Below are 19,820 nucleotides of genomic sequence, written 5' to 3' on the forward strand. Positions count from 1 at the left end.
CGCTAGGGCTGGGGTACTTATCACGGCTAAAGGATGTTGAGAAATGTTACCCCGTCACATTTCCTTTTCCGCCGGCAAATCCGCGCCATTCCGGCGTCATACCAGCCGATTGTGAAGTTATTCCCCGCCTGGGTGTGGCAAACGTCTCTAGGAAAGCAGGGCCCGCCGCAGCGTATCCAGGCCCACCGAACCGATGTTCAGGGCCCTGGTGTGGAAGGACTTGAGGTCGAAGCCGGGCCGGGCTTCAAGGTCGGCGCGGATCTGTTCCCAGAGGCGCTGGCCCACCTTGTAGGACGGGGCCTGGCCCGGCCAGCCGAGGTAGCGGGTGAACTCGAAGTTGAGCTGGCCTTCGCTGATGTCCAGGTTTTCCTGGAGGAAGGCGTAGCCCTTCTCCGGCGTCCAGGTGCCGGTGCCCCAGCGTTCGGGGACGTCGAGTTCGAGGTGGACGCCGATGTCGAACACCACCCGTGCGGCCCGCATCCGCTGCATGTCGAGCATGCCCATATGGTCGCCAGGATCGGACAGGTATCCGAGCTCCTGCATCAGTTTTTCGGCGTACAGGGCCCAGCCTTCGCCGTGGCCGGAGGTCCAGCAGACGTTGCGTCGCCACTTGTTGAGCAGCTCCCGCCGGTAGGTGGCGGTGGCTACCTGAAGGTGGTGGCCAGGCACGCCCTCGTGGTAGACGGTGGTGGTTTCGGCCCAGGTGGTGAAGGTGTCCTCGCCCGCGGGAACGGACCACCACATCCGGCCGGGACGGCTGAAATCGTCGGAGGGTCCGGTGTAGTAGATGCCGCCCTCATCGGTGGGGGCTATCAGGCATTCCAGCTTCTTCATGACGTCGGGGATGTCGAAGTGCACGCCGGCAAGGTCGGCAACGGCTTTGTCGGAGAGGTCCTGCATCCAGGCTTTGAGGGCGTCCGTGCCTTTGAGCCGGCGGGCGGGGTCGTTGTTGAGGGCGTCCTTGGCCTCCGCGATGCCGGCCCCGGGTTTGATGGTGGCGGCCACCTTCTCCTGCTCGGCGATCAGCCGGTCCAGTTCCTGGACTCCCCAGGCGTAGGTCTCTTCGAGGTCGACGGCGGCGCCGAGGAAGGAGCGCGAGGCCAGTGCGTAGCGTTCCCGGCCGACGGCGTCCTTCGCCGGTGCCGCAGGCAGCAGCTCCGTGCGGAGGAAGTCCGCGAGCTGCCGGTAAGCGCCGCGCGCTGCGTCGGCGCCGGCGTCGAGCTTTACCTGGACGGCCGCGTCAAGGGGCCCGTCAGTGGTGCGCGCGCCGGCGGCGAGCTTCGCGAAGAAGCCGTCCCCGGCAGCGTATTTGGTGGCCTGTTCGATGACCGTGGAGACCTGCCGGGCCGCCGCCACTTTCCCGGCATCCCTGGCATGGCGGAGCGACTCGGTGTAGCCGGCGATGGCGCCCGGAACGTTGAGGGCACGGCCCGCGATGTGTTCCCACTGCGCGGCCGTATCAGTGGGCATCAGATCAAAAATGGAGCGGATGTCCTGCGCGGGCGAAGCAATATTGTTCAGGTCCGCTTCGTCCCAGCCGGACTCGTGGATTTCCAGCTGCAGCCCCAGGCGCTCCCGCATGGCGTCCAGCGTGACGGCGTCCACGTCGTCCGCCGGTGCCAGGCCGTCCAGGGCAGACAGTGCCTTCCGGGCCTCCGCGGCGAATTCGGCGATGCCGGCAGGGGAGTAGTCGGGGTACCCGGTCTCGTGGCCGGGCAGCCCGAGCTCGGTGGCGAAGGACGGATTCAACCGGATGAGCGTGTCGGTGTAGGCATCCGCCACGGCATCGACGGCGGAGTGCGGACGGACGTCAGGCGCGGTTTCGTTAGTCACCCCACGAGCTTAGCCCCGGCTCCGCTTCCAGGCGCCGGGACCCGGCGTGGGCGCAAGCCGCAGCTGCTGCCGGCGCACCCAGTGCCGGAGTGCCGGCTTCCCGCCGGTCTCCGGAGCGTCCGTGACGCCCAGGGAAAGCACGACGGCGGTCAGCGCAGCGAGCTCCTCGGCCGACGGTTCGCCCTTGACCACGGAGAACAGTGGCGGCGAGGTTTCGGCGGCCGGGTTGTGATTGTGGTCCGGGTCGGGGGTCACAGCGGGATGTTCCCGTGCTTTTTGGCGGGCAGGCTCGCCCGCTTGTCGCGAAGGGCGCGCAGCCCCCTGATGATCTGCATCCTGGTCTCGGACGGGGCGATCACTGCGTCCACGTAGCCCAGCTCCGCAGCCTGGTAAGGGTTCAGGAGCTCTTCTTCGTATTGCCGGATCACCTCGGCCCGGCGCGCCTCAACGTCGCCGCCGGCCTCAGCGACGGCGGCCAGGTCGCGGCGGTACAGGATGTTCACCGCACCCTGGGCACCCATGACGCCAATCTGGGCCGTGGGCCAGGCGAGGTTGAGGTCCGCGCCGAGCTTCTTCGACCCCATCACGATGTACGCCCCGCCGTACGCCTTGCGGGTGATCACGGTCAGCTTCGGGACGGTGGCTTCCGCGTAGGCATAAAGCAGCTTCGCGCCGCGGCGGATAATGCCCTGGAACTCCTGGTCCTTGCCGGGCAGGAACCCCGGCACGTCCACGAGCGTGATGATGGGGATGTTGAAGGCGTCGCAGTGCCGGACGAAGCGGGCGGCCTTCTCGGAGGCGGCGATGTCCAGCGTGCCGGCGAACTGCATCGGCTGGTTGGCCACGATCCCCACGGTGTGTCCTTCAACCCGGCCGTAGCCGATGATCACGTTGGGGGCGTAGAGGGACTGCATCTCCAGGAAATGCGCGTCGTCCACGATCTGTTCGATGACGGTGCGCATGTCGTACGGCTGGTTCGCGGAGTCCGGGACGAGGGCATCCAGGGTGAGGTCGTCGGCGTCGAGTTCCAGTTCCTGCTGGTGCTCCAGGACCGGGGCCTCGGCAAGGTTGTTGGACGGCAGGAAGTCCAGCAGTTCACGGACGAAACCGATGGCGTCGGCCTCGTCGGAGGCCAGGTAGGTGGACGTGCCCGTGGTGGCGTTGTGCTGCCGTGCGCCGCCGAGGGTTTCCATGTCCACGTCTTCGCCCGTGACGGTCTTGATGACGTCAGGGCCGGTGATGAACATGTGCGAGGTCTTGTCCACCATGACCACATAGTCCGTGAGGGCGGGGGAGTATGCGGCGCCGCCGGCTGACGGTCCCATGATGAGGGAGATCTGGGGGACCACACCGGAGGCGTGGACGTTGTTGCGGAAGATGTCCGCGAACATGGCCAGGGAGGCGACGCCTTCCTGGATGCGGGCACCGCCGCCGTCGAGGATGCCCACCACAGGGCAGCCGTTACGCAGGGCGAACTCCTGCACTTTGACAATCTTTTCGCCGTTGACCTGGCTCAGGGACCCGCCGTAGACGGAGAAATCCTGGCTGTAGACGGCCACGGGGCGCCCGTCCACCGTGCCGTAACCGGAGACCAGGCCGTCACCGAGGGGTTTCTTCTTTTCCATGCCGAAGGCCGTGGAGCGGTGCACCGCCAGTGCGTCCAGCTCCACAAAAGAGCCCTCGTCCAGCAGGAGTTCCACGCGCTCGCGGGCGGTGTTCTTGCCGCGCGCATGCTGCTTTTCGATGGCTTCGGGGCCTGACGGCTGCTCTGCACGGGCCTGGCGGTCGCGGAAGTCGGCGATTTTTCCCGCTGTCGTGGTCAGGTCGTGGCTCATCAAGTGTCTCCGGCTCTGTAGCAGATTGGTGCGTAAGAAAATGGTGCTGCGTCTCGGTGCTGGGCGGGTCGCGAAGCGCGGGATTTAAGTAGCTTCCGCACAAAGGACGAACCCTGCTGGCTAGTCTAATGACGCTTTTGCGGACGGCGGCTGTAGAAACCCTACAATTTTCGGACACATCCGCCCACCAAGGCGCATGTTACTGGTGAGTAACATTACTGGGCTACAGTGGAGCCCATGACTTCCAGCAAAGACGCAAGGTCCACCGCCGCCACGCCGTACCGGGCAACAGGGTCCCTTCAGGGCCGCACCATCCTGATGTCCGGCGGCAGCCGCGGAATCGGCCTGGCCATCGCCACTCGTGCCGCCCTGGACGGGGCAAACGTTGTGCTGCTGGCCAAGACCGGCGAGCCCCATGCAACACTCGCCGGCACAGTCCACAGTGCCGCTGAACAGATTGAGGCCGCCGGCGGCAAAGCCCTTGCCATTGTGGGCGATGTGCGCCGCGACGAGGACGTTGCAGGCGCCGTGACCGCCGCCGTCGAGCACTTCGGCGGTATCGATGTGGTGCTGAACAATGCCTCGGCCATCGACCTGTCCACGACGGACCGGGTGGACATGAAACGCTATGACCTGATGCAGGACATTAACGTTCGCGGGACGTTCCTGCTCTCCAAGCTGGCGCTGCCGGCACTGCGTAAATCTGCGAATGCCCACATCCTTACGCTCTCGCCGCCGCTGAACCTGGACCCCAAATGGGCCGGCCGGCACCTTGCCTACACCATGGCGAAATACGGCATGAGCCTGACCACTCTGGGCCTGGCCGAGGAGCTCAAAGCGGACGGGATCACGGTCAACTCCCTCTGGCCGTGCACGCTGATCGACACCGCCGCCATCCGGAATATGCCCGGCGGCCAGGCCATGGTCCAGGCTGCCCGCGGGCCGCAGATCATGGCCGACGCCGCACACGCGATCCTGACCGGCGCCAATCTCGCCGGTTCCCCGGCCGCAGGCGGGAATGCCCCCAGCGGAAACTTCTACACGGATGAACAGGTGCTGGCCGGGGCAGGGGTGGCCGACTTCCGGCCCTACAGCCTGGGCGCAGCCGAGGAGCAGCTGGTGCCGGATATCTTCCTCTAGCGCGCAGCCGGGCCACCGCCTGGGCCATCGCCCGGGTCACGCGGCCGGCGGAAGAGCCTCCGAAGGGGTGTAAGTCGATAGGATTCACTCATGGCTGACTCACACACTCCGGCACGTCCGTTGAACCGCGCGGCCCTGGCGGACCAGGACTTCCTGGCCGTCACGGGCATTGCGAAAATGGTGGTGGTGGACTCCACCGGATCCACCAACGCAGACCTCGTGCGGGCAGTGACCGTTGAGCCGAAGGAGTGGCCCGACCTGTCGGTCCTGACTGCCGAATACCAGACCGCGGCCCGGGGCAGGCTGGACCGGAGCTGGGAAGCGCCGCCCCTGAGTTCGGTGTCCGTCTCTCTTGTCCTCCGGCCCGCAAACGCCGAGGGCCGGCCGTTGCCCACGCACACGTACTCGTGGCTCTCGCTGCTGGCCGCGCTGGCCCTGCGGGAGACCCTGCTGGAGACTGCCGGCATCCCCGCAGAGCTCAAATGGCCCAACGACGTCCTGGTCCGCGGACGCAAAATTGCCGGGATCCTGGCCCAAATGGGCCCCATGGGCGACGGTTCAGTCCCGCCGGTGGTGCTGGGGACGGGCCTCAACGTGACATTGACGGAGGCGGAACTGCCGGTGCCCACAGCCACCTCCGTGGCACTGGAGCAGCCGCTGACCGTGGACCGGACCGAACTTCTCAAGAGCTACCTGGCGCATTTCGCCCGCCTGTACCGCAGTTTCTGCAATGCCGACGGCGACCCCACCGCCGGATTGGCCGGCGGCCCCTCGCTCCACAAGCGGGTGGAGTCGGTGATGGTCACCCTCGGCAGGCAGGTACGCGCGCAACTGCCGGGCGACCACGAGATCATTGGACATGCAACAAGGTTGGACGAGTACGGTTCCCTGCTGGTGGTGGACAAAGACGCCCGGGAACATGTGGTGACCGCCGGCGATGTGGTCCATCTGCGTCCTTGGTCCCCGCCAGGCGCGGACTCCGAAGGCGGTTATGCGTAAAGGCCTCGTGCCCGGCGAACAGGTCATAACCATTACGCGTCCACAGCCGAGGAAACTCACCGGCCCGGCGGCAGCCTTTATCGCCGCGCCCGCCGCCGCTGCCTTCGCCAGCGCCTGGACCCTGCGCGGCGAGGCCTCCAGGCTGGTGCCGGCTCTGTCCGCGGACTGGGCGCCGTGGATGGTCCTCGCATGCGTCCTGGCCGCCGCGTGGATATGGTTGGCCTATTGCCTGCCGCGGCTGCTGCGCTGGCAGGCGACCCGGTACATACTCACCAGCCGGCGGGTTGTTGCCCGCTACGGGATGATGCGGCGCCGGGATGAACAGGTCAATCTGGGTTCGGTGCGCAACGTGACGGTCCACCAGTCATTGGTGCAGCGGATATTGCGCTCCGGGAATATATCCTTGGAAACCGGGTACCAAAGCGTGGTGACCATCCAGGACGTCCCGGAAGCAGCGCGGTTCAGGGATTTCCTGCTGGATGCCGTTGCCGAACTGCCTGCGGGCAGGGATTCGGCGGCCGATGAATTGCCGGACTATGGCGACGACGAACTGCCGTGGGAGTTGAGAGAAGGTGGACACGATGAACGATGAGGACGAACAGGGCCAGCCGGCCCTTCCTACCCCCACGGCTGAGAGTGCCCATCCTCCAACAGGCACGCTGTCCCTCGAACGGCTGGCGGCCAAAACACTCGAGGCCAGGCTGCTCGGCGGTGAGCGCAAGCTGCGGCGCCGCGAAGTGGCCGCCGGGGCCGGGTTGTCGCTCCTGTCTGCGCGGAAGCTGTGGCGCGCACTGGGCTTTCCGAATTTCGGCGACGAGGACGTGGCCTTCACCGAACGCGACCAGGCCGCTCTTTCAACGGTGGTGGACCTGGTCCGCAGCGGGGTCCTGACGGAAGAAGCCGCAATTTCTGTCACCCGCGCCATCGGGCAGATGACCGACCGCATGGTGGTCTGGCAGATCGAAGCCCTGGTAGAGGACATGGTCCACGAGCAGGGTGTCACCGATGCTGTGGCGCGAAAGCGCCTGGTCAACGAGCTTCCGGCCCTGCTCGACGCGCTGGAGCACATGCTTGTCTATTCCTGGCGGCGGCAGCTCAACGCCGGCGTGCAGCGGCTGGCCGTTCGCGCCGAAGCCGGGCTGCAGGCCAGCGAGGAAGGCCGCGAAGGTGACGAGGACGACGCTCCGCTGCCGCTGGCCCGCGCCGTCGGTTTCGCTGACCTGGTTTCCTACACAAGCCTGTCCCGCCGGATGAACGAAAAGACCCTCGCCCGCCTGGTCCAGCGCTTTGAGAACAAATGCGCTGAGATCATCTCCGTGGGCGGCGGCCGGTTGGTCAAGACTGTCGGCGACGAAGTCCTGTACATCGCTGAGACTCCCGCTGCCGGTGCCGAAATCTCGCTGGCCCTCTCCCAGGCTTTCACCGAGGATGAGATCCTGCCCGAGGCGCGGGTGGCGATGGTCTGGGGCAGGATCCTCTCCCGGCTGGGTGACATCTATGGCCCCACAGTCAACCTTGCTGCCCGGCTGACCACCCTTGCTGATCCGGGGACCGTCCTGATCGACTCCATGACCGCCTCGGCGCTGGACCAGGACGAACGCTTCGTCCTGGTCCCGCAGCCCGCGGAAAACGTGCGCGGCTTCGGCGAAATCCACCCCGTGCTCCTGGCGCGCGGCGAAGGCAAGGGCCTGGTCGTCGACTAGGGATTCGCGCGCCGCGGACCCTGCCTTGCCCTGACCTGCGGGTTTATCCAGTTGATGGCGTATCGCGCTATAGTCGGACCTTGTGGCCGCCCGCGTCCACGCTGCACTGGGTGTGCTATGTGATCGCCCGCCACACCACGCTTGCGGACTCTGCAGCTCTGGGAGCCCCGCGTTGCTGACACAAACCGCGCCGGGAGGCGCGGGCAGTTGTCCCCATCGCAGGGGCTGCGGGGGTTCGGTAGGCTGGCCCAGGGGAAAGAAAGCCTGCTTCCTGTCGTGCGACAGGGCCGCCATCCGGCAACACTATCTGGGGGAAACGTAACGCTGTGACAACTCTGCTGGGGAAGCTTGGGCTGAAGAGGCGCCATAAGAAAGTCGTCACCGGTACTGCGTTCGGTGCTGTGTTGGCTGTTGTGGTGACGGGTGCCGTGTTGTATCCGGGTTTTAAGACCACCGAGGTGGAGTTGAACGACGGCGGCGTGTGGGTTGTCAGCAAGTCCAAAAATGCTGTGGGCCGGCTGAATTACCCGTCGCGCGTCCTGGACGGTGCGGTGACGCCGGCGTCGACGACGTTTGATGTGTTGCAGAACGCCGGGGATGTGTTTGTGGACGACGCGACGGGTTCGACGCTAAACCAGGTGTCGCCTGCCAACATGCGCCTGGGCGGCGACAAGCAGCTGCCGGGCTCCGCGGACGTGAGTTTTGGCGAGCGGACGATTTCCGTGACTGACGCCGGTTCAGGCAAGGTGTGGGCCGTGTCGCCGTCCACGGTGAATGGTTTTGATAAGGAAGCGTCGGAACCGGTGTTGGTGGGTTCAGCGGGGATTGTGTCCGCCGTGGGCGGTGATGACCGGATCTATTCGGCAGATCCCAAGACCGGCGTTGTGTCGGTGACGGGTGTGGACGGGGACGGGGCAGTGACGTCGTCGGAGTCCAGTACCTGGGATGGGCTTAAGGGTGCGGGGGATCTGCAGATCACGGTGGTGGGGGATCAGCCGGTTGTACTGGATGCTGCGGCGGGGAGCATGTTTCTGCCTGGTGGTAAGCGGCTTGGGTTGGAGAATGCTCGGGATGCGAAGTTGCAGCAGGGTGGTGCGGCGAGTGACTTTGTGGCGATTTCGACGCGGAAGGCGTTGTTGAAGCAGCCGTTGGACGGTTCCACTGCGAAGACGGTGACGTTCGACGGCGAGGGTGTCCCGGCTGCGCCGGTGCAGTTGGGCGGGTGCGTGCATGCGGCGTGGTCGGGGGCGAACAAGTATGTCCGGGACTGCGTCAATGATGGTGACGATAAGAAGGTGGACGTGCCGAAGGCGAGTGCGTCGCCGTCGTATGTTTTCCGGGTGAACCGGGACCTGGTGGTCCTGAATGATGTGAACTCCGGGAATGTGTGGCTGGTCAACCAGAACATGCAGCTGGTCAACAACTGGGACGACGTCATTCCACCCAAGAACGAATCTGACGACCAGGACCAGGAGTCGGCGGACAACAACACCATCAACGTCCTGCCCGACCGGACCAAGCCCAACCGGCCACCGGAAACCAAACCCGACGCCGTCGGCGTCCGCCTAGGCCGTACCACCATCCTCAGCGTCCTGGACAACGACTCCGACCCCGACGGCGACGTGCTGACGGCAGCGGTGGGGGATTCGGGGCCCAAGTCCGGCTCCCTGCAGAGCATCTACGGCGGCACCGCCTTCCAAATCTCCGTGCCCGCTGACGCCAAGCCCGGCACGGAAACCTTCAACTACAGCGCCTCTGACGGACGCGGCCTGTCGGCGACCGGCCAGGTGACGCTCAGCGTGGTGGGACCGGACGAAAACAAGCCGCCCAAGTTCAAGCGCGGCGAAGACACCACCATGCTGGTGGAACAGGGCAAAACCGTCAGCCAGAACATCCTCACCGACTGGATCGACCCCGACGGCGACGACCTGGTCCTCATGGACGCCAAGGCCGACAACGACCAGGACCAGGTCAAGGTCCGGCGTGACGGGCTGCTCACGTTCCAGGACTCCGGGGCCACTGCCGGCAAGAAGAACGTCACAGTAACCATCTGGGATGGCCGCGCCACGGTCACCGGCAAGGTAGTGGTCAGTGTCCAGCCGCCGGGCGCCCTGGCACCGGTGGTCAACGCCGACCACGTCACCGCGGTTGTGGGTCAGGATCTGGTCATCTCACCGTTGAAAAACGACGTCGATCCCAACGGCGGCGCCCTTCGCCTGGCCCAGGTGGAAGCCAACGGCCCCGCGGAACTTGGCCCCGTGACGGACGGCGGCACCTTTACCTTCCGCAGCAGCACCCCCGGACCGGTCTACCTGACTTACATCGCCAGCAACGGACCGCAAAGCAGCCAGGGCCTCATCCGCGTCGACGTCGAATCAGGCAACGATGGCGGTGACCCTGTCGCCGTGCACGACGTGGCACTCATGCCAACCGGCGGCAGCGTCCTCCTGGACCCGCTGGCCAACGACTCCGACCCGTCAGGCGGCGTCCTGGTGCTGCAGTCCGTGAAGCTCCCGGAGAACACCACCGCCTCGGTGAGCGTGATCGACCACAGCGTCCTGCGCATCACCGACGTGCTGGGAACCAAGGATCCGTTCCTCTTCGAATACACCATGTCCAACGGCAAAAAATCAGCCACGGGCAGCGTCTCCGGGGTCCCCGTGCCCGCGCCCGCCGTCGTCGAAGCACCCCAACCGAAGCCGGACGAAGTGAACGTCCGGGTCAACGACGTCGTCACCATTCCGGTTCTGCAGAATGACACCCACCCCCAGGGCCTGGAGTTGAGTGTTGACCCGGTCCTGCCACAGGCCGTGGATGAACTGGACGGCAAGAGCTTTGTCTCCGAAAACACCCTGCGGTTCATTGCCGGTCCGCAGCCCAAGACTGTCAGGGCCATCTACAACGCGGTTGACCCCCAAGGGCAGAAAAGTGCCGCCGCGGTCACCATCCACATCCTTCCGCTCGAAGGGGCACAAAACTCGCGCCCGCAGCCCCCGAACCTGACCGCCCGCGTCGTGGCTGCGGGAACGGTTCGGATCCCTGTGCCGCTGGACGGTATTGATCCCGACGGCGACTCCGTGCAGCTCACCGGCATTGACAGCACCCCGGCCATGGGAACCGCCACTGTCGGCAGCAACTTCATCGACTTCATCGCCGCCGGCGACGGCGCCGGAACCGACACGTTCCGCTACAAAGTGGTTGACCGCCAGGGTGCCGTCAACACCGGCACCGTGACGGTCGGCATCGCCCCCCGGGGTGAGACGAACCAGAACCCCACCCCGGTGGATGACGAGGTGAAGGTCCGGCCCGGACGGCAGATCGCCGTCGACGCGACCCGCAACGACACCGATCCCGACGGCGACCCCGTCCGCATCCTCACGGACGGAATTGAAGCCGACGCCGCCCTCCAGGCCACCGTCAGTAAGACCAGCGGACGCATCATCCTGCTGGCCCCCAACGCCGCCGGGACGGTCAACGTCCGCTACACCATTGCCGATGACAGGGGAGCCGAGGCCCAGGCCACCATCCGCGTGGTCGTGGACAACGACGTGCCCCTGAAGGCGCCCATTGCTCGCGATGACCGGGTGACGTCCGCCCAGGCCATGGGAAAGACCGCCGTTGACGTGCCCGTCCTCAAAAACGATGAAGACCCCGACGGTGTGGGCGAAAACCTCAAGATCAGCACCGAGGCCACCACTGCCCGTCCCGGCCCCGACGGGAACGTCATCGTGGACCTCACCGAGGCCCCGCAGCTCATCCCGTACACCGTTGAGGATGTTGACGGGCAGAAGTCCACCGCCATCATCTGGGTGCCGGGATTGGGGCAGCAGGTTCCCACCCTGGCCAAGGACGAGGTCATCGAGGTGATCTCGGGGCAATCCGTCAACGTTGACCTCAAGGAATGGGTTAGAGTCCGGGAGGGCCGGTCACCGCGTCTGACCCAGGCGGACCGCATCAAGCTGATCGGCTCGGACGGCGGCAATCCCGTTGCCGACGACGGAACCTCGTTGAAGTACACCGCGGGCTCGGACTACGTTGGCCCGGGCTCGCTGAGCTTCGAAGTGACCGACGGCACCGCCGTTGACGATCCTGCAGGCCTGAAGTCCACCCTGAGCATCCGCACCAAGGTATTGCCGGACCCCAACCGCAACAATCCGCCGGAACTCCTGGGGGCCAAAATTGAGGTGCCGAAGGGGGAGTCAGCCGACCTCGACCTGAGCCGGCTGACCTCGGATCCCGACCGTAACGACGTGGACAACATGAAGTACGAACTGGCGGGCGGCAGCCCTGCCAGCTTCAACGCCCGCGTGGACGGCAAGATCCTCAAGGCCTCGGTGGACGGATCCACTGCCACCGGCACCGCGGGAGCCGTACAGGTCAAGGCGACCGATCCGCGGGGGCTGACGGCGACCGCCACGTACCAGCTGTCCGTCGTCGCCTCCAACCGGCCGAAGCCCGTAGCCAATGACGACCTCGAACCCAATGCCGCCGCCGGTAAACCGGTGACTGTCAAGGTCCTGGCCAACGACTCCAACCCCTTCCCCGAAGAAGCTCTGAAAATCGTTGCAGCCGCCACGGAAACCGGCAGCGGAAACGTGGAGGTGAACGGCGACTCGGTCACCGTGACACCCGCTCCGGGATTCAGCGGATCTATGGTGGTCTCCTACACAGTGGCTGACAAGACCCAGGAAGCCTCCAGGCAGGCCACGGCCCGGATCCGGCTGACGGTCAAGGACAAGCCACTGGCACCCACCACACCACAGGCGCAGAGTGTCGGGGACCAGACGGCACTGCTGTCCTGGAGTGCGCCCGCCGACCGCGGCGCGCCGATCACCAAATACACGGTGTACGGCGCCGGCTTCAGGCAGGACTGCCCGGCGAACACCTGCACGCTCACCGGACTGGTCAACAACACCAAGTACTCTTTCGAGGTCACGGCCACCAACGAGTTGGGCGAGTCGGACCGTTCACCCGCCTCGGCGGAAGTACGTCCCGACGTCAAACCGGATACGCCTGTTGCGCCGACCCTCAAGTTCGGCGACAAGCAGCTCTCGGTGAACTGGGTGGCTCCGGCCAGCAAGGGATCACCGGTCAAGTCCTACGATCTGGAGATTTCGCCGGCCCCCGCCGGGCAGAACGCCCAGATCCAGAACCTGACAGCCGTCAGCTACGTCTGGAAGGGACTCCAGAACGGCGTTTCCTACAAGGTGCGCGTCCTGGCCCGGAATGACGCCAAAGAACCGTCCGAGTGGAGCGGCTACTCCGCTGCCGAAGTCCCCGCCGGTGTGCCGGCGACTCCGTCTGCGCCATCAGCGACGGCGGCCCCTTCGGTGGGCACCCAAAGCCAGCTCAGGGTGTCCTGGACGGCTCCTAACAACAACGGCGACGCCGTGTCCTCGTATACCCTGACCACTCTGAGGGGAGGGGCGGTGGTCGCCTCCCAGCAGGTCGCGGGCACCTCGCAGAACGTCACGGTGGACAACTCCGAATCGAGCTACACGTTTACCGTGTCCGCCACGAACAAGGCAGGAACCTCCGGGACGAGCGCGCAATCCGCTGCAATTCGGGCCGCGGGAAAACCCGGCCAGGTGAGCGGCGGTACGGTGGCAGACACCGGTAACAGCGGACAGCTAAAAGTCACGTTCACCCCGCTGACAGAGCCTCAGCGCAACGGATCCACGGCGAGCGAGATCACGTATTCATACCGCGCATCGAGCGGCCAGAGCGGCGGTATCAGCGCACCGGGAGGCAACATCGGCGGCCTTCCCAACGGCACTGACGTCACAATTACCATCATCGCTTCGTCCACGAAAAACAATATGTCGGGGGACGCCAAAGGCATTGGTACGGGTAACCCGTATGGGCCGCCAAATGCACCCGCACTAACTGCTCAGGGTTCCACCACACAGGAAGTCCACTGGACCTGGAACAACCCATCAAACAATGGCCGAGCCATCCAGCGTTTCGAAGTCAGCTATGAAGGAGGCGCCTGGACAAGCGTAAACCTGGCCAACCGCTTTGATCGCGACACGAACGCTTGGAGTTCGACCAAGAATCTCAAAGTACGAGCCTGCTCTGTGGTTTGTGGTCCAGCCGATTCAGCAAATGCCACGAGCGGTAAGGACCCCACACCGCCGCCGGTGCCGACCAAAGTCCGCGTCAAGAAAGCAACCAACAACAGTTGCCCCGGGAAGCCTGGGGTGCCGGATCGATTTGGCTATAGAAACGGCAGCCCTGATTGTGGCGGCAACGATGCTAACTGGGTTTCCTACTCCGACGGGTGGATTAACAGTGCGTGCTGGATGAACATCTACGGGTCCAATGAATCGTCCAATCCGGCCTCGTATTACAAGTGGTACCGAATGGATGGGGGTCCCCACGCGGGCTGGTACGTCAAACTCGAAACCATCGACATCAGCGGCGCTGACGTCGGCAGATGCTGACCCCCAGATCAGCCACACCATCCAACATCAACTGACCAGCGCGCAGCTCCGCAAGCAAAGGAACTACTTTCATGACCATGACCACCGAGCAGGCCGAATGGTTTGCAGGCACGTTCGACAAGCTCGTTTCCAACGTGGGCCAGGCGGTGCTCGGCAAGGAACACGTCATCCGGCTGACGTTCACCGCGATGCTGTCTGAGGGGCACATCCTGTTTGAGGATGCGCCCGGCACCGGCAAGACCATGCTGGCCAGGGCCATGGCGGCCACCGTCCAGGGCTCCAACAACCGCATCCAGTTCACCCCGGACCTCCTGCCCTCGGACGTCACCGGTGTGACCATCTACGACCAGAAGACGCAGAAGTTTGAGTTCCACAAGGGGCCTATCTTCAACAACATTGTCCTGGCGGACGAAATCAACCGGGCTTCGCCGAAGACCCAGTCGGCACTGCTCGAAGTCATGGAAGAATCCCGGGTCACCGTGGACGGCGTGACCTATGAGGCCGGCCGGCCTTTTATGGTCATGGCCACCCAGAACCCCATCGAGCAGGCCGGCACGTACCGCCTTCCCGAGGCCCAGCTGGACCGCTTCCTGATCAAGACCTCCATCGGCTACCCGGACCACGCCTCCACCGTGCAGCTGCTGGGCGGCTCCAACCTCAAAGACCGGTCCAAGGAACTCGCCGCCGTCATCACCACGCAGGCTGTTGCGGACATGGCTGACCTGGCCGCCACGGTGCACGTTGACACGGCTGTCCTGGAATACATTTCCCGGCTCTGTGAGGAAACCCGCAACGCGCCCGAAAGCCGGCTGGGCGTCTCGGTTCGCGGCGCCATCGCCATGGTGCGCGCGGCCAAGGTCTGGGCGGCGAGCCAGGGGCGCAACTTCGTCCTGCCGGACGACGTCAAGGAACTGGCCCCGGTGGTCTGGACCCACCGCTTCGTGATGGACCCGGAAGCGGAGTTCTCCGGTGCCACGGCGGAGGCCATCCTGGGCAGGGTGCTGTCCGACGTCGCCGCACCGCAGCAGCGCGCCACCGTCTGACACCCGACGGCCTCCCGGTTTTTCACCCTTCAGCGCGAACAAAGGTACCCCTATGTCCAGCAGCACTCCGCTGACCCGGCTTGCTGAACGCCTCCGGCAACCCTTCCACCGGAACGGCAGGCCCACCAGGCTGCACCCCTCCTCAGTCTGGTCCGAGGCCACCAACACCGCCGCCCTCGCCCTCACCCCGGCCTGGGAAAAGGTCCGTGGCCTGTGGCTGCGCTACGTGTGGCCGGTCCTGTCCGTGGTCAGCGTCCTGGGCTGGTCAGTGCTCGCCGCCTCGATCCTGTTGTGGAGCCTGGGGCAGGCCTTCGGCTGGCAGGAGGCAAAAGCTGCAGCCATCGCAGCGTTCGTGCTTTTCGTTATCGCGGTCGGGTTCATCCTGGGCCGGTCGTCATACGACGTGATCCTGGACCTCGCCCGGACGCGGGTGGCCGTGGGGGACAGCGCGGTGGGAAGCATCGCCGTCTCCAACACCTCCACGCGTCCGCTGCTGCCAGCCGCCCTGGAACTGCCGGTGGGCAACGCCACGGCCGTCTTCCACCTGCCCCGCATGAAGCCGCAGCAGGTGCACGAGGACCTGTTCACCATCCCCACGGCCCGGCGCGCCGTCATCGTCGTAGGGCCGGTCCGCTCCGTCCGGGCAGACCCGCTGCACCTGCTCCGCCGCCAGGTGCTGTGGACCGAGCCCGAGGACCTTTTCGTCCACCCGCGCACGGTGGCGCTGGCCGGGTCGGCTGCCGGCTTCATCCGCGACCTTGAGGGCATGCCCACCACAGACCTGTCCAGTGCTGACGTCTCCTTCCACGCGCTGCGCGACTACGTCCCGGGCGACGACCGGCGGCACATCCACTGGAAGACCACAGCCCGGACCAACAAGCTCATGGTGCGCCAGTTCGAGGAAACCAGGCGTGCCCACCTGGCCATTTCGCTGTCCATCAACACCGACGAATATGCTTCCGAGCAGGAATTCGAAATGGCCATCTCGGCGGCCGCCTCCATCGGCCGCCAGGCCATCCGCGAGCAGCGCGAGCTCGATGTCCTCACCCAGAAGGGGCCGCTTCGCTGCGAAACCGGCCGCAGCCTTCTGGACGACATGACCCGGATTGCCGGGGCACCCATGCGGCGCACCGCCGTCGACCTCGCCCGGACCCTTGCAGACACCGTGCCCAACGCGTCGGTGGTGTTTTTTGTGGTGGGCAGCAATGTGACGCCCACCCAGCTCCGCTCGGCGGCGGCGTCCGTGCCGCCGGGAGTGCGGAGCCTGGCGGTACGTCTTCAGATCGGGGCCGCCCCGGGCCGGGCCAACATTGCCGACCTGACAGTGCTGACCCTCGGCGACCTCGCCGACCTCGCCATCGTCCTCAGAAAGGCAGCCGCATGAGCACCGCTTCCGACCTCAGGCCCAGGGCGTCCTCGCGGCGGCAGGAGGGATCGTCCTTCGCAGACGGGCAGACGGCCTGGCACTTCTTGCTCGACGCCGGTGTCCTCACTATCTTGCTCGGGCTCGGCGTCCTGGGTTTCAGCCTCAGTTTCGGCGGCGACCCGTACTACCTGATCTCCGGATTCGGCGGCATCATCCTGGGACTGGGCATCGCAGCCCTCAACGTACACCTGCGCCTCGGCCTGCTGATTACCACAGCCCTCACCCTGGGCGCGTACCTGGTCTTCGGCACGTTCCTCGCCGTGCCGGATGCTGCGATCGCAGGGTTCGTCCCCAGCCTTGACTCCCTGCGCACCCTGCTGCTGGGCGTGGTGTTCGCCTGGAAGGACATGCTCACGGTGGGTGTTCCGGTGGGGTCCGCCGGGGGAGTCCTGATTGTCCCGTTCCTGAGTTCACTGCTCATGGCGTTGGTGGCAGGCCTGCTGATCTGGCGGCTGAAAAGCCCCTACTGGCCGCTGCTTCCGGTGCTGGCCCTCTTTGTCACCGGCATCGCGTTCAGCACCAACGCCGCCTTCCTGACGGTTGAGCGCGGCATTGGACTGACCGTCGTCGCCATTGCCTGGGCCACTTTCCGCCGGGACGCGCTGCGCCGCAGTGATACCCGTAAAGTCTCCGTTAACCGTCCCCAGACGGATACAGCCACGGCGCAGCGGGCCAAGCTCCGCCGCCTGGGCACGGCAGGCGCCGTCATCGCGGCCAGCGTGGCCATCACTGCCGTGGCCGCGCCCCTGGTCACCGCAGGCAGCGACCGCAAGGTCCTGCGCAACGTTGTGGTCCCGCCCTTCGACCCCAAGGACTACATCACGCCCCTGGCCAGCTTCCGTACCTTAGTCAAAGACCAGAAGGACGACACGCTCTTCGTCGTCAAGGGACTCCCGCGGGACGGCAGGGTCCGGCTGGGCGCCCTGGACGCCTTCAACGGCACCAACTACAACATGGACCCCAACGGTTCAGGGAGCTTCAGCAAAGTGGGCGACGCCAAGTCCATCAACACCCTGGCCGACACCTCAAGCGTGGTGCCCGCCAACGACTACTCCATCGGCATCACCATCGAGGACTACCAGGGGTACTTCGTCCCCGGCGGCCGCAAGATCACCGGCCTGAGCTTTGACGAGAACGCGTCAGCGGCGGCTTCCGGCCTCTATTTCAACGCCGGCACGGACACCGCCGTCACCACCCAGGGCCTGTCCAAGGGCGATTCCTACAGCGTCCAGGTCTCCGAGCCCGTCAAGCTCGAGCACGGCCAGCTGACGCAGTACGACTTCGCAAAGATCACCCTTCCTGATGCGCTGGAAGTGCCGCCGGTGGTAGGGTCCCAGGCCAACGACCTCTCGGCGGACGCGCCCACCCCCATTGACCGCGTACGCCAGATCGAAGCTCATTTCCAGAAGACCGGGGCGTTCAGCAACGGCCTGGTCACCGAAGGCCAGCTGCCCAGCGTGTCGGGCCACAGTTCGTCCCGCATCAGGAACCTGCTGTCCGCCAAGCAGATGCTCGGCGACGACGAACAGTACGCCGTGTCCATGTCGCTGATGCTCCGGCATCTGGGCATCCCGTCACGCGTCGTGATGGGGTTCTACCCTGATCCCACCAGCCCGGAGAACGGTGCCGGTGAAGTCAAGATCACGGGCAAGGACGTCCACGCCTGGGTGGAAGTCGCCTTCGACCGGGTGGGCTGGGTCAGCTTCGATCCCACCCCACCCAAGGACAATATCCCCATCCCGCCTGACCCTGAAAACAAGTCCAAGCCCAAGCCCCAGGTCCTGCAGCCACCGCCCCCGCCGCAGGAACCGGTGGACCTGCCGACGGATTCCTCGCCGGACGCCCTTGACGCGGATGAGAAGAAAAACAACCCCTGGCTGTTCTGGGGTGCCCTGCTCAGTGCCCTGGGCGTGGCCCTGATCCCCGTGGCAATCCTCGCGTTGCCGCTGCTGCTCATCGCCCTCCTCAAATCACGACGCCGGAAGGCGCGTTTCAGCGAGGGGCACCCCGCGCAGCGTGTCGGCGGAGGGTGGAATGAGGTCCTGAGCCTGGCAACTGACATGGGCGCCGGCATTGACACGCGTGCAACGCGTCGCGAAAGTGCCGTGGTGGTCGCGGAGGCTTTCCCTGCCACCGGACGAACCACCACCATGCTGGCCGACCGCGCGGATGCCTCAATCTTCGGCGCCGGCCAGCCCACCGAGGAGGAAGTCAAGGAGTACTGGACCATCGTGGACGGTTCCCTGAAGGAAATGACCGGAACCGTGGGATTCTGGCGCCGGCAGCGGGCCCGGTTCTCACCCCGGTCGCTGCTGGCCGATGGCCGGACCGCCCTGAAACTGCGCAGCGCGCGGCTGGGGCAGTTGCTGCCGTCACGTTCCGCCAGGGCTGCGGCGGCACCACCGCCCGCCGCAGGTAGGGTGGAGACCGTTCCTGAGGGTGCCGGCAGTACTGGGCCTGCGCTGCCGGGAAATGGATCAGGCAAAACGGCGGCCGCCCCCGAGGCAACCGGGACCACTGTTCTGCGGACCCCTGGCAGGAAGAACCACACTGAATCATGATGACCGAGCCCGAACGCTGCCAGCGGTGCCAGCAACTTGTCCGCGGCGGCGCCACGTTCTGCACAGCCTGCGGGGCCCCGCTGCCCAACAGGTCTGCCCGCAGCGTCCGCAATGTGGACCATGCGCAGCGGGCCATGATGCAAAGCGCCACGGCGCACGCAGGGCCGATTCCCGGTACTATCCCGGTAGTACAAACGGCTCCAGGGGGAGGAACGGGAATGGCAGCCAATCTTGAGCTGGTGCCGGCCAGGGCCGGCAAACGGCTTGGCGCCGCAGTCCTGGACTGGCTGGCACCCGTCGCAGTCCTGGTGGTGACCTTCGCCATTGGCTTTGCCGGCATCACCCGCACGCAAAGCGGCGGATTCATCATCTATGACACGTCATCCCTGGTCCTGTTTGGCGGCATCGGCCTGGGGCTGACGCTCGTTTACGTGGTGGTCCTCGCGGGCATGGAAGGCCGCTCCGGAACCACCATCGGCAACCGGGCCATGGGTATCCGCAGTGCTGACAAGGACGGCTACGCCCCCGGCACCGGGGGAGTGTTCCTGCGTGGCCTGGTCACCGGGGCCGGAATCATCCTGGCGCTCCTGGCGGCCGTGCTGATCGTCATCTTCAAATGGTTCGACATTGCGCTGTTCATCCTGGGGCCGCTGCTGCTGGTCGGTGCCGCCTGGGCTGTCCTGGTGGTGGTCTCCAATACCTGGGACGCCAATGGCAGGCTCCGGGGCTGGCATGATGCTGCCGCGAAAACCCTGGTCTTCGACGTCACGGCGGGCCGCAACCCCATCACCTCGGGCGGGATCCAGGGCCCGTACAGTTTCGCGCCCCTGGACCTGC

General features: G+C 65.7%; 12 protein-coding genes. 9 read left to right on the forward strand and 3 right to left on the reverse strand.

What is annotated here, in order from left to right; translation table 11 throughout:
* Nucleotides 1-147: 147 nt before the first annotated feature.
* From NQJ30_RS01265 to NQJ30_RS01275, 3 genes are read right to left on the reverse strand one after another with little or no spacing between them, the layout of a single operon-like run.
* The gene (locus NQJ30_RS01265) at nt 148-1,833 is read right to left on the reverse strand and encodes a DUF885 domain-containing protein (RefSeq protein ID WP_255767911.1); all 1,686 of its coding nucleotides are present in this window, start codon (nt 1,831-1,833) and stop codon (nt 148-150) included.
* A 9-nt stretch (nt 1,834-1,842) separates the two neighbouring features.
* Nucleotides 1,843-2,088 carry an acyl-CoA carboxylase subunit epsilon gene (locus tag NQJ30_RS01270; protein ID WP_255767912.1) on the reverse strand — a complete coding sequence of 82 codons (246 nt, stop codon included), beginning with the start codon at nt 2,086-2,088 and terminating at the stop codon, nt 1,843-1,845.
* Nucleotides 2,085-3,668, reverse strand: coding sequence for an acyl-CoA carboxylase subunit beta (locus NQJ30_RS01275; protein ID WP_255767913.1), 1,584 nt, complete (start codon nt 3,666-3,668; stop codon nt 2,085-2,087). The genes NQJ30_RS01270 and NQJ30_RS01275 overlap by 4 nt, the downstream gene beginning before the upstream one ends.
* A gap of 237 nt (nt 3,669-3,905) precedes the next feature.
* Here NQJ30_RS01275 and NQJ30_RS01280 point away from each other — a divergent pair, with 237 nt between their 5' ends.
* The 9 genes from NQJ30_RS01280 to NQJ30_RS01320 form a co-directional block, all read left to right on the forward strand.
* On the forward strand, nt 3,906-4,808 hold the full coding sequence (locus NQJ30_RS01280) for an SDR family oxidoreductase (RefSeq protein ID WP_255767914.1): 903 nt from the start codon (nt 3,906-3,908) through the stop codon (nt 4,806-4,808).
* 90 nt (nt 4,809-4,898) lie between these two features.
* Nucleotides 4,899-5,807 carry a biotin--[acetyl-CoA-carboxylase] ligase gene (locus NQJ30_RS01285; protein ID WP_255767915.1) on the forward strand — a complete coding sequence of 303 codons (909 nt, stop codon included), beginning with the start codon at nt 4,899-4,901 and terminating at the stop codon, nt 5,805-5,807.
* Nucleotides 5,800-6,399: a PH domain-containing protein gene (locus NQJ30_RS01290; RefSeq protein ID WP_255767916.1), complete on the forward strand. Its 600-nt coding sequence runs from the start codon at nt 5,800-5,802 to the stop codon at nt 6,397-6,399. The genes NQJ30_RS01285 and NQJ30_RS01290 overlap by 8 nt, the downstream gene beginning before the upstream one ends.
* Nucleotides 6,389-7,510, forward strand: a complete 1,122-nt coding sequence (locus NQJ30_RS01295) for an adenylate/guanylate cyclase domain-containing protein (RefSeq protein ID WP_255767917.1) — start codon at nt 6,389-6,391, stop codon at nt 7,508-7,510. Before NQJ30_RS01290 ends, NQJ30_RS01295 begins: the two co-directional genes overlap by 11 nt.
* Nucleotides 7,511-7,836: 326 nt before the next feature.
* Nucleotides 7,837-13,953 (forward strand): Ig-like domain-containing protein, encoded by a 6,117-nt coding sequence (locus NQJ30_RS01300; protein ID WP_255767918.1) that lies wholly within the window; start codon nt 7,837-7,839, stop codon nt 13,951-13,953.
* A gap of 71 nt (nt 13,954-14,024) precedes the next feature.
* Nucleotides 14,025-14,996 carry an AAA family ATPase gene (locus NQJ30_RS01305; protein ID WP_255767919.1) on the forward strand — a complete coding sequence of 324 codons (972 nt, stop codon included), beginning with the start codon at nt 14,025-14,027 and terminating at the stop codon, nt 14,994-14,996.
* Nucleotides 14,997-15,048: 52 nt separating this feature from the next.
* A complete protein-coding gene (locus NQJ30_RS01310; RefSeq protein ID WP_255767920.1) occupies nt 15,049-16,380 on the forward strand; it encodes a DUF58 domain-containing protein in 1,332 nt (443 codons plus the stop codon).
* Nucleotides 16,377-18,983, forward strand: a complete 2,607-nt coding sequence (locus tag NQJ30_RS01315) for a transglutaminase family protein (RefSeq protein WP_255767921.1) — start codon at nt 16,377-16,379, stop codon at nt 18,981-18,983. The genes NQJ30_RS01310 and NQJ30_RS01315 overlap by 4 nt, the downstream gene beginning before the upstream one ends.
* Before the next feature lie 218 nt (nt 18,984-19,201).
* Nucleotides 19,202-19,820, forward strand: a 619-nt coding sequence (locus NQJ30_RS01320) for an RDD family protein (protein ID WP_255767922.1), incomplete at its 3' end; no start/stop codon positions are given.

The organism is Pseudarthrobacter sulfonivorans (assembly GCF_024391045.1).
In the GTDB taxonomy this organism is placed as follows: Bacteria; Actinomycetota; Actinomycetes; order Actinomycetales; family Micrococcaceae; genus Arthrobacter; species Arthrobacter sulfonivorans_B.

Excerpts from the sequence above, each read along its gene's own strand:
- NQJ30_RS01310 (WP_255767920.1), top strand. The coding sequence starts at position 15,049 with ATGTCCAGCAGCACTCCGCTGACCCGGCTTGCTGAACGCCTCCGGCAA.
- NQJ30_RS01315 (WP_255767921.1), top strand. The coding sequence starts at position 16,377 with ATGAGCACCGCTTCCGACCTCAGGCCCAGGGCGTCCTCGCGGCGGCAG.
- NQJ30_RS01280 (WP_255767914.1), top strand. The coding sequence starts at position 3,906 with ATGACTTCCAGCAAAGACGCAAGGTCCACCGCCGCCACGCCGTACCGG.
- NQJ30_RS01290 (WP_255767916.1), top strand. The coding sequence starts at position 5,800 with ATGCGTAAAGGCCTCGTGCCCGGCGAACAGGTCATAACCATTACGCGT.
- NQJ30_RS01285 (WP_255767915.1), top strand. The coding sequence starts at position 4,899 with ATGGCTGACTCACACACTCCGGCACGTCCGTTGAACCGCGCGGCCCTG.
- NQJ30_RS01295 (WP_255767917.1), top strand. The coding sequence starts at position 6,389 with ATGAACGATGAGGACGAACAGGGCCAGCCGGCCCTTCCTACCCCCACG.
- NQJ30_RS01305 (WP_255767919.1), top strand. The coding sequence starts at position 14,025 with ATGACCATGACCACCGAGCAGGCCGAATGGTTTGCAGGCACGTTCGAC.
- NQJ30_RS01275 (WP_255767913.1), bottom strand. The coding sequence starts at position 3,668 with ATGAGCCACGACCTGACCACGACAGCGGGAAAAATCGCCGACTTCCGC.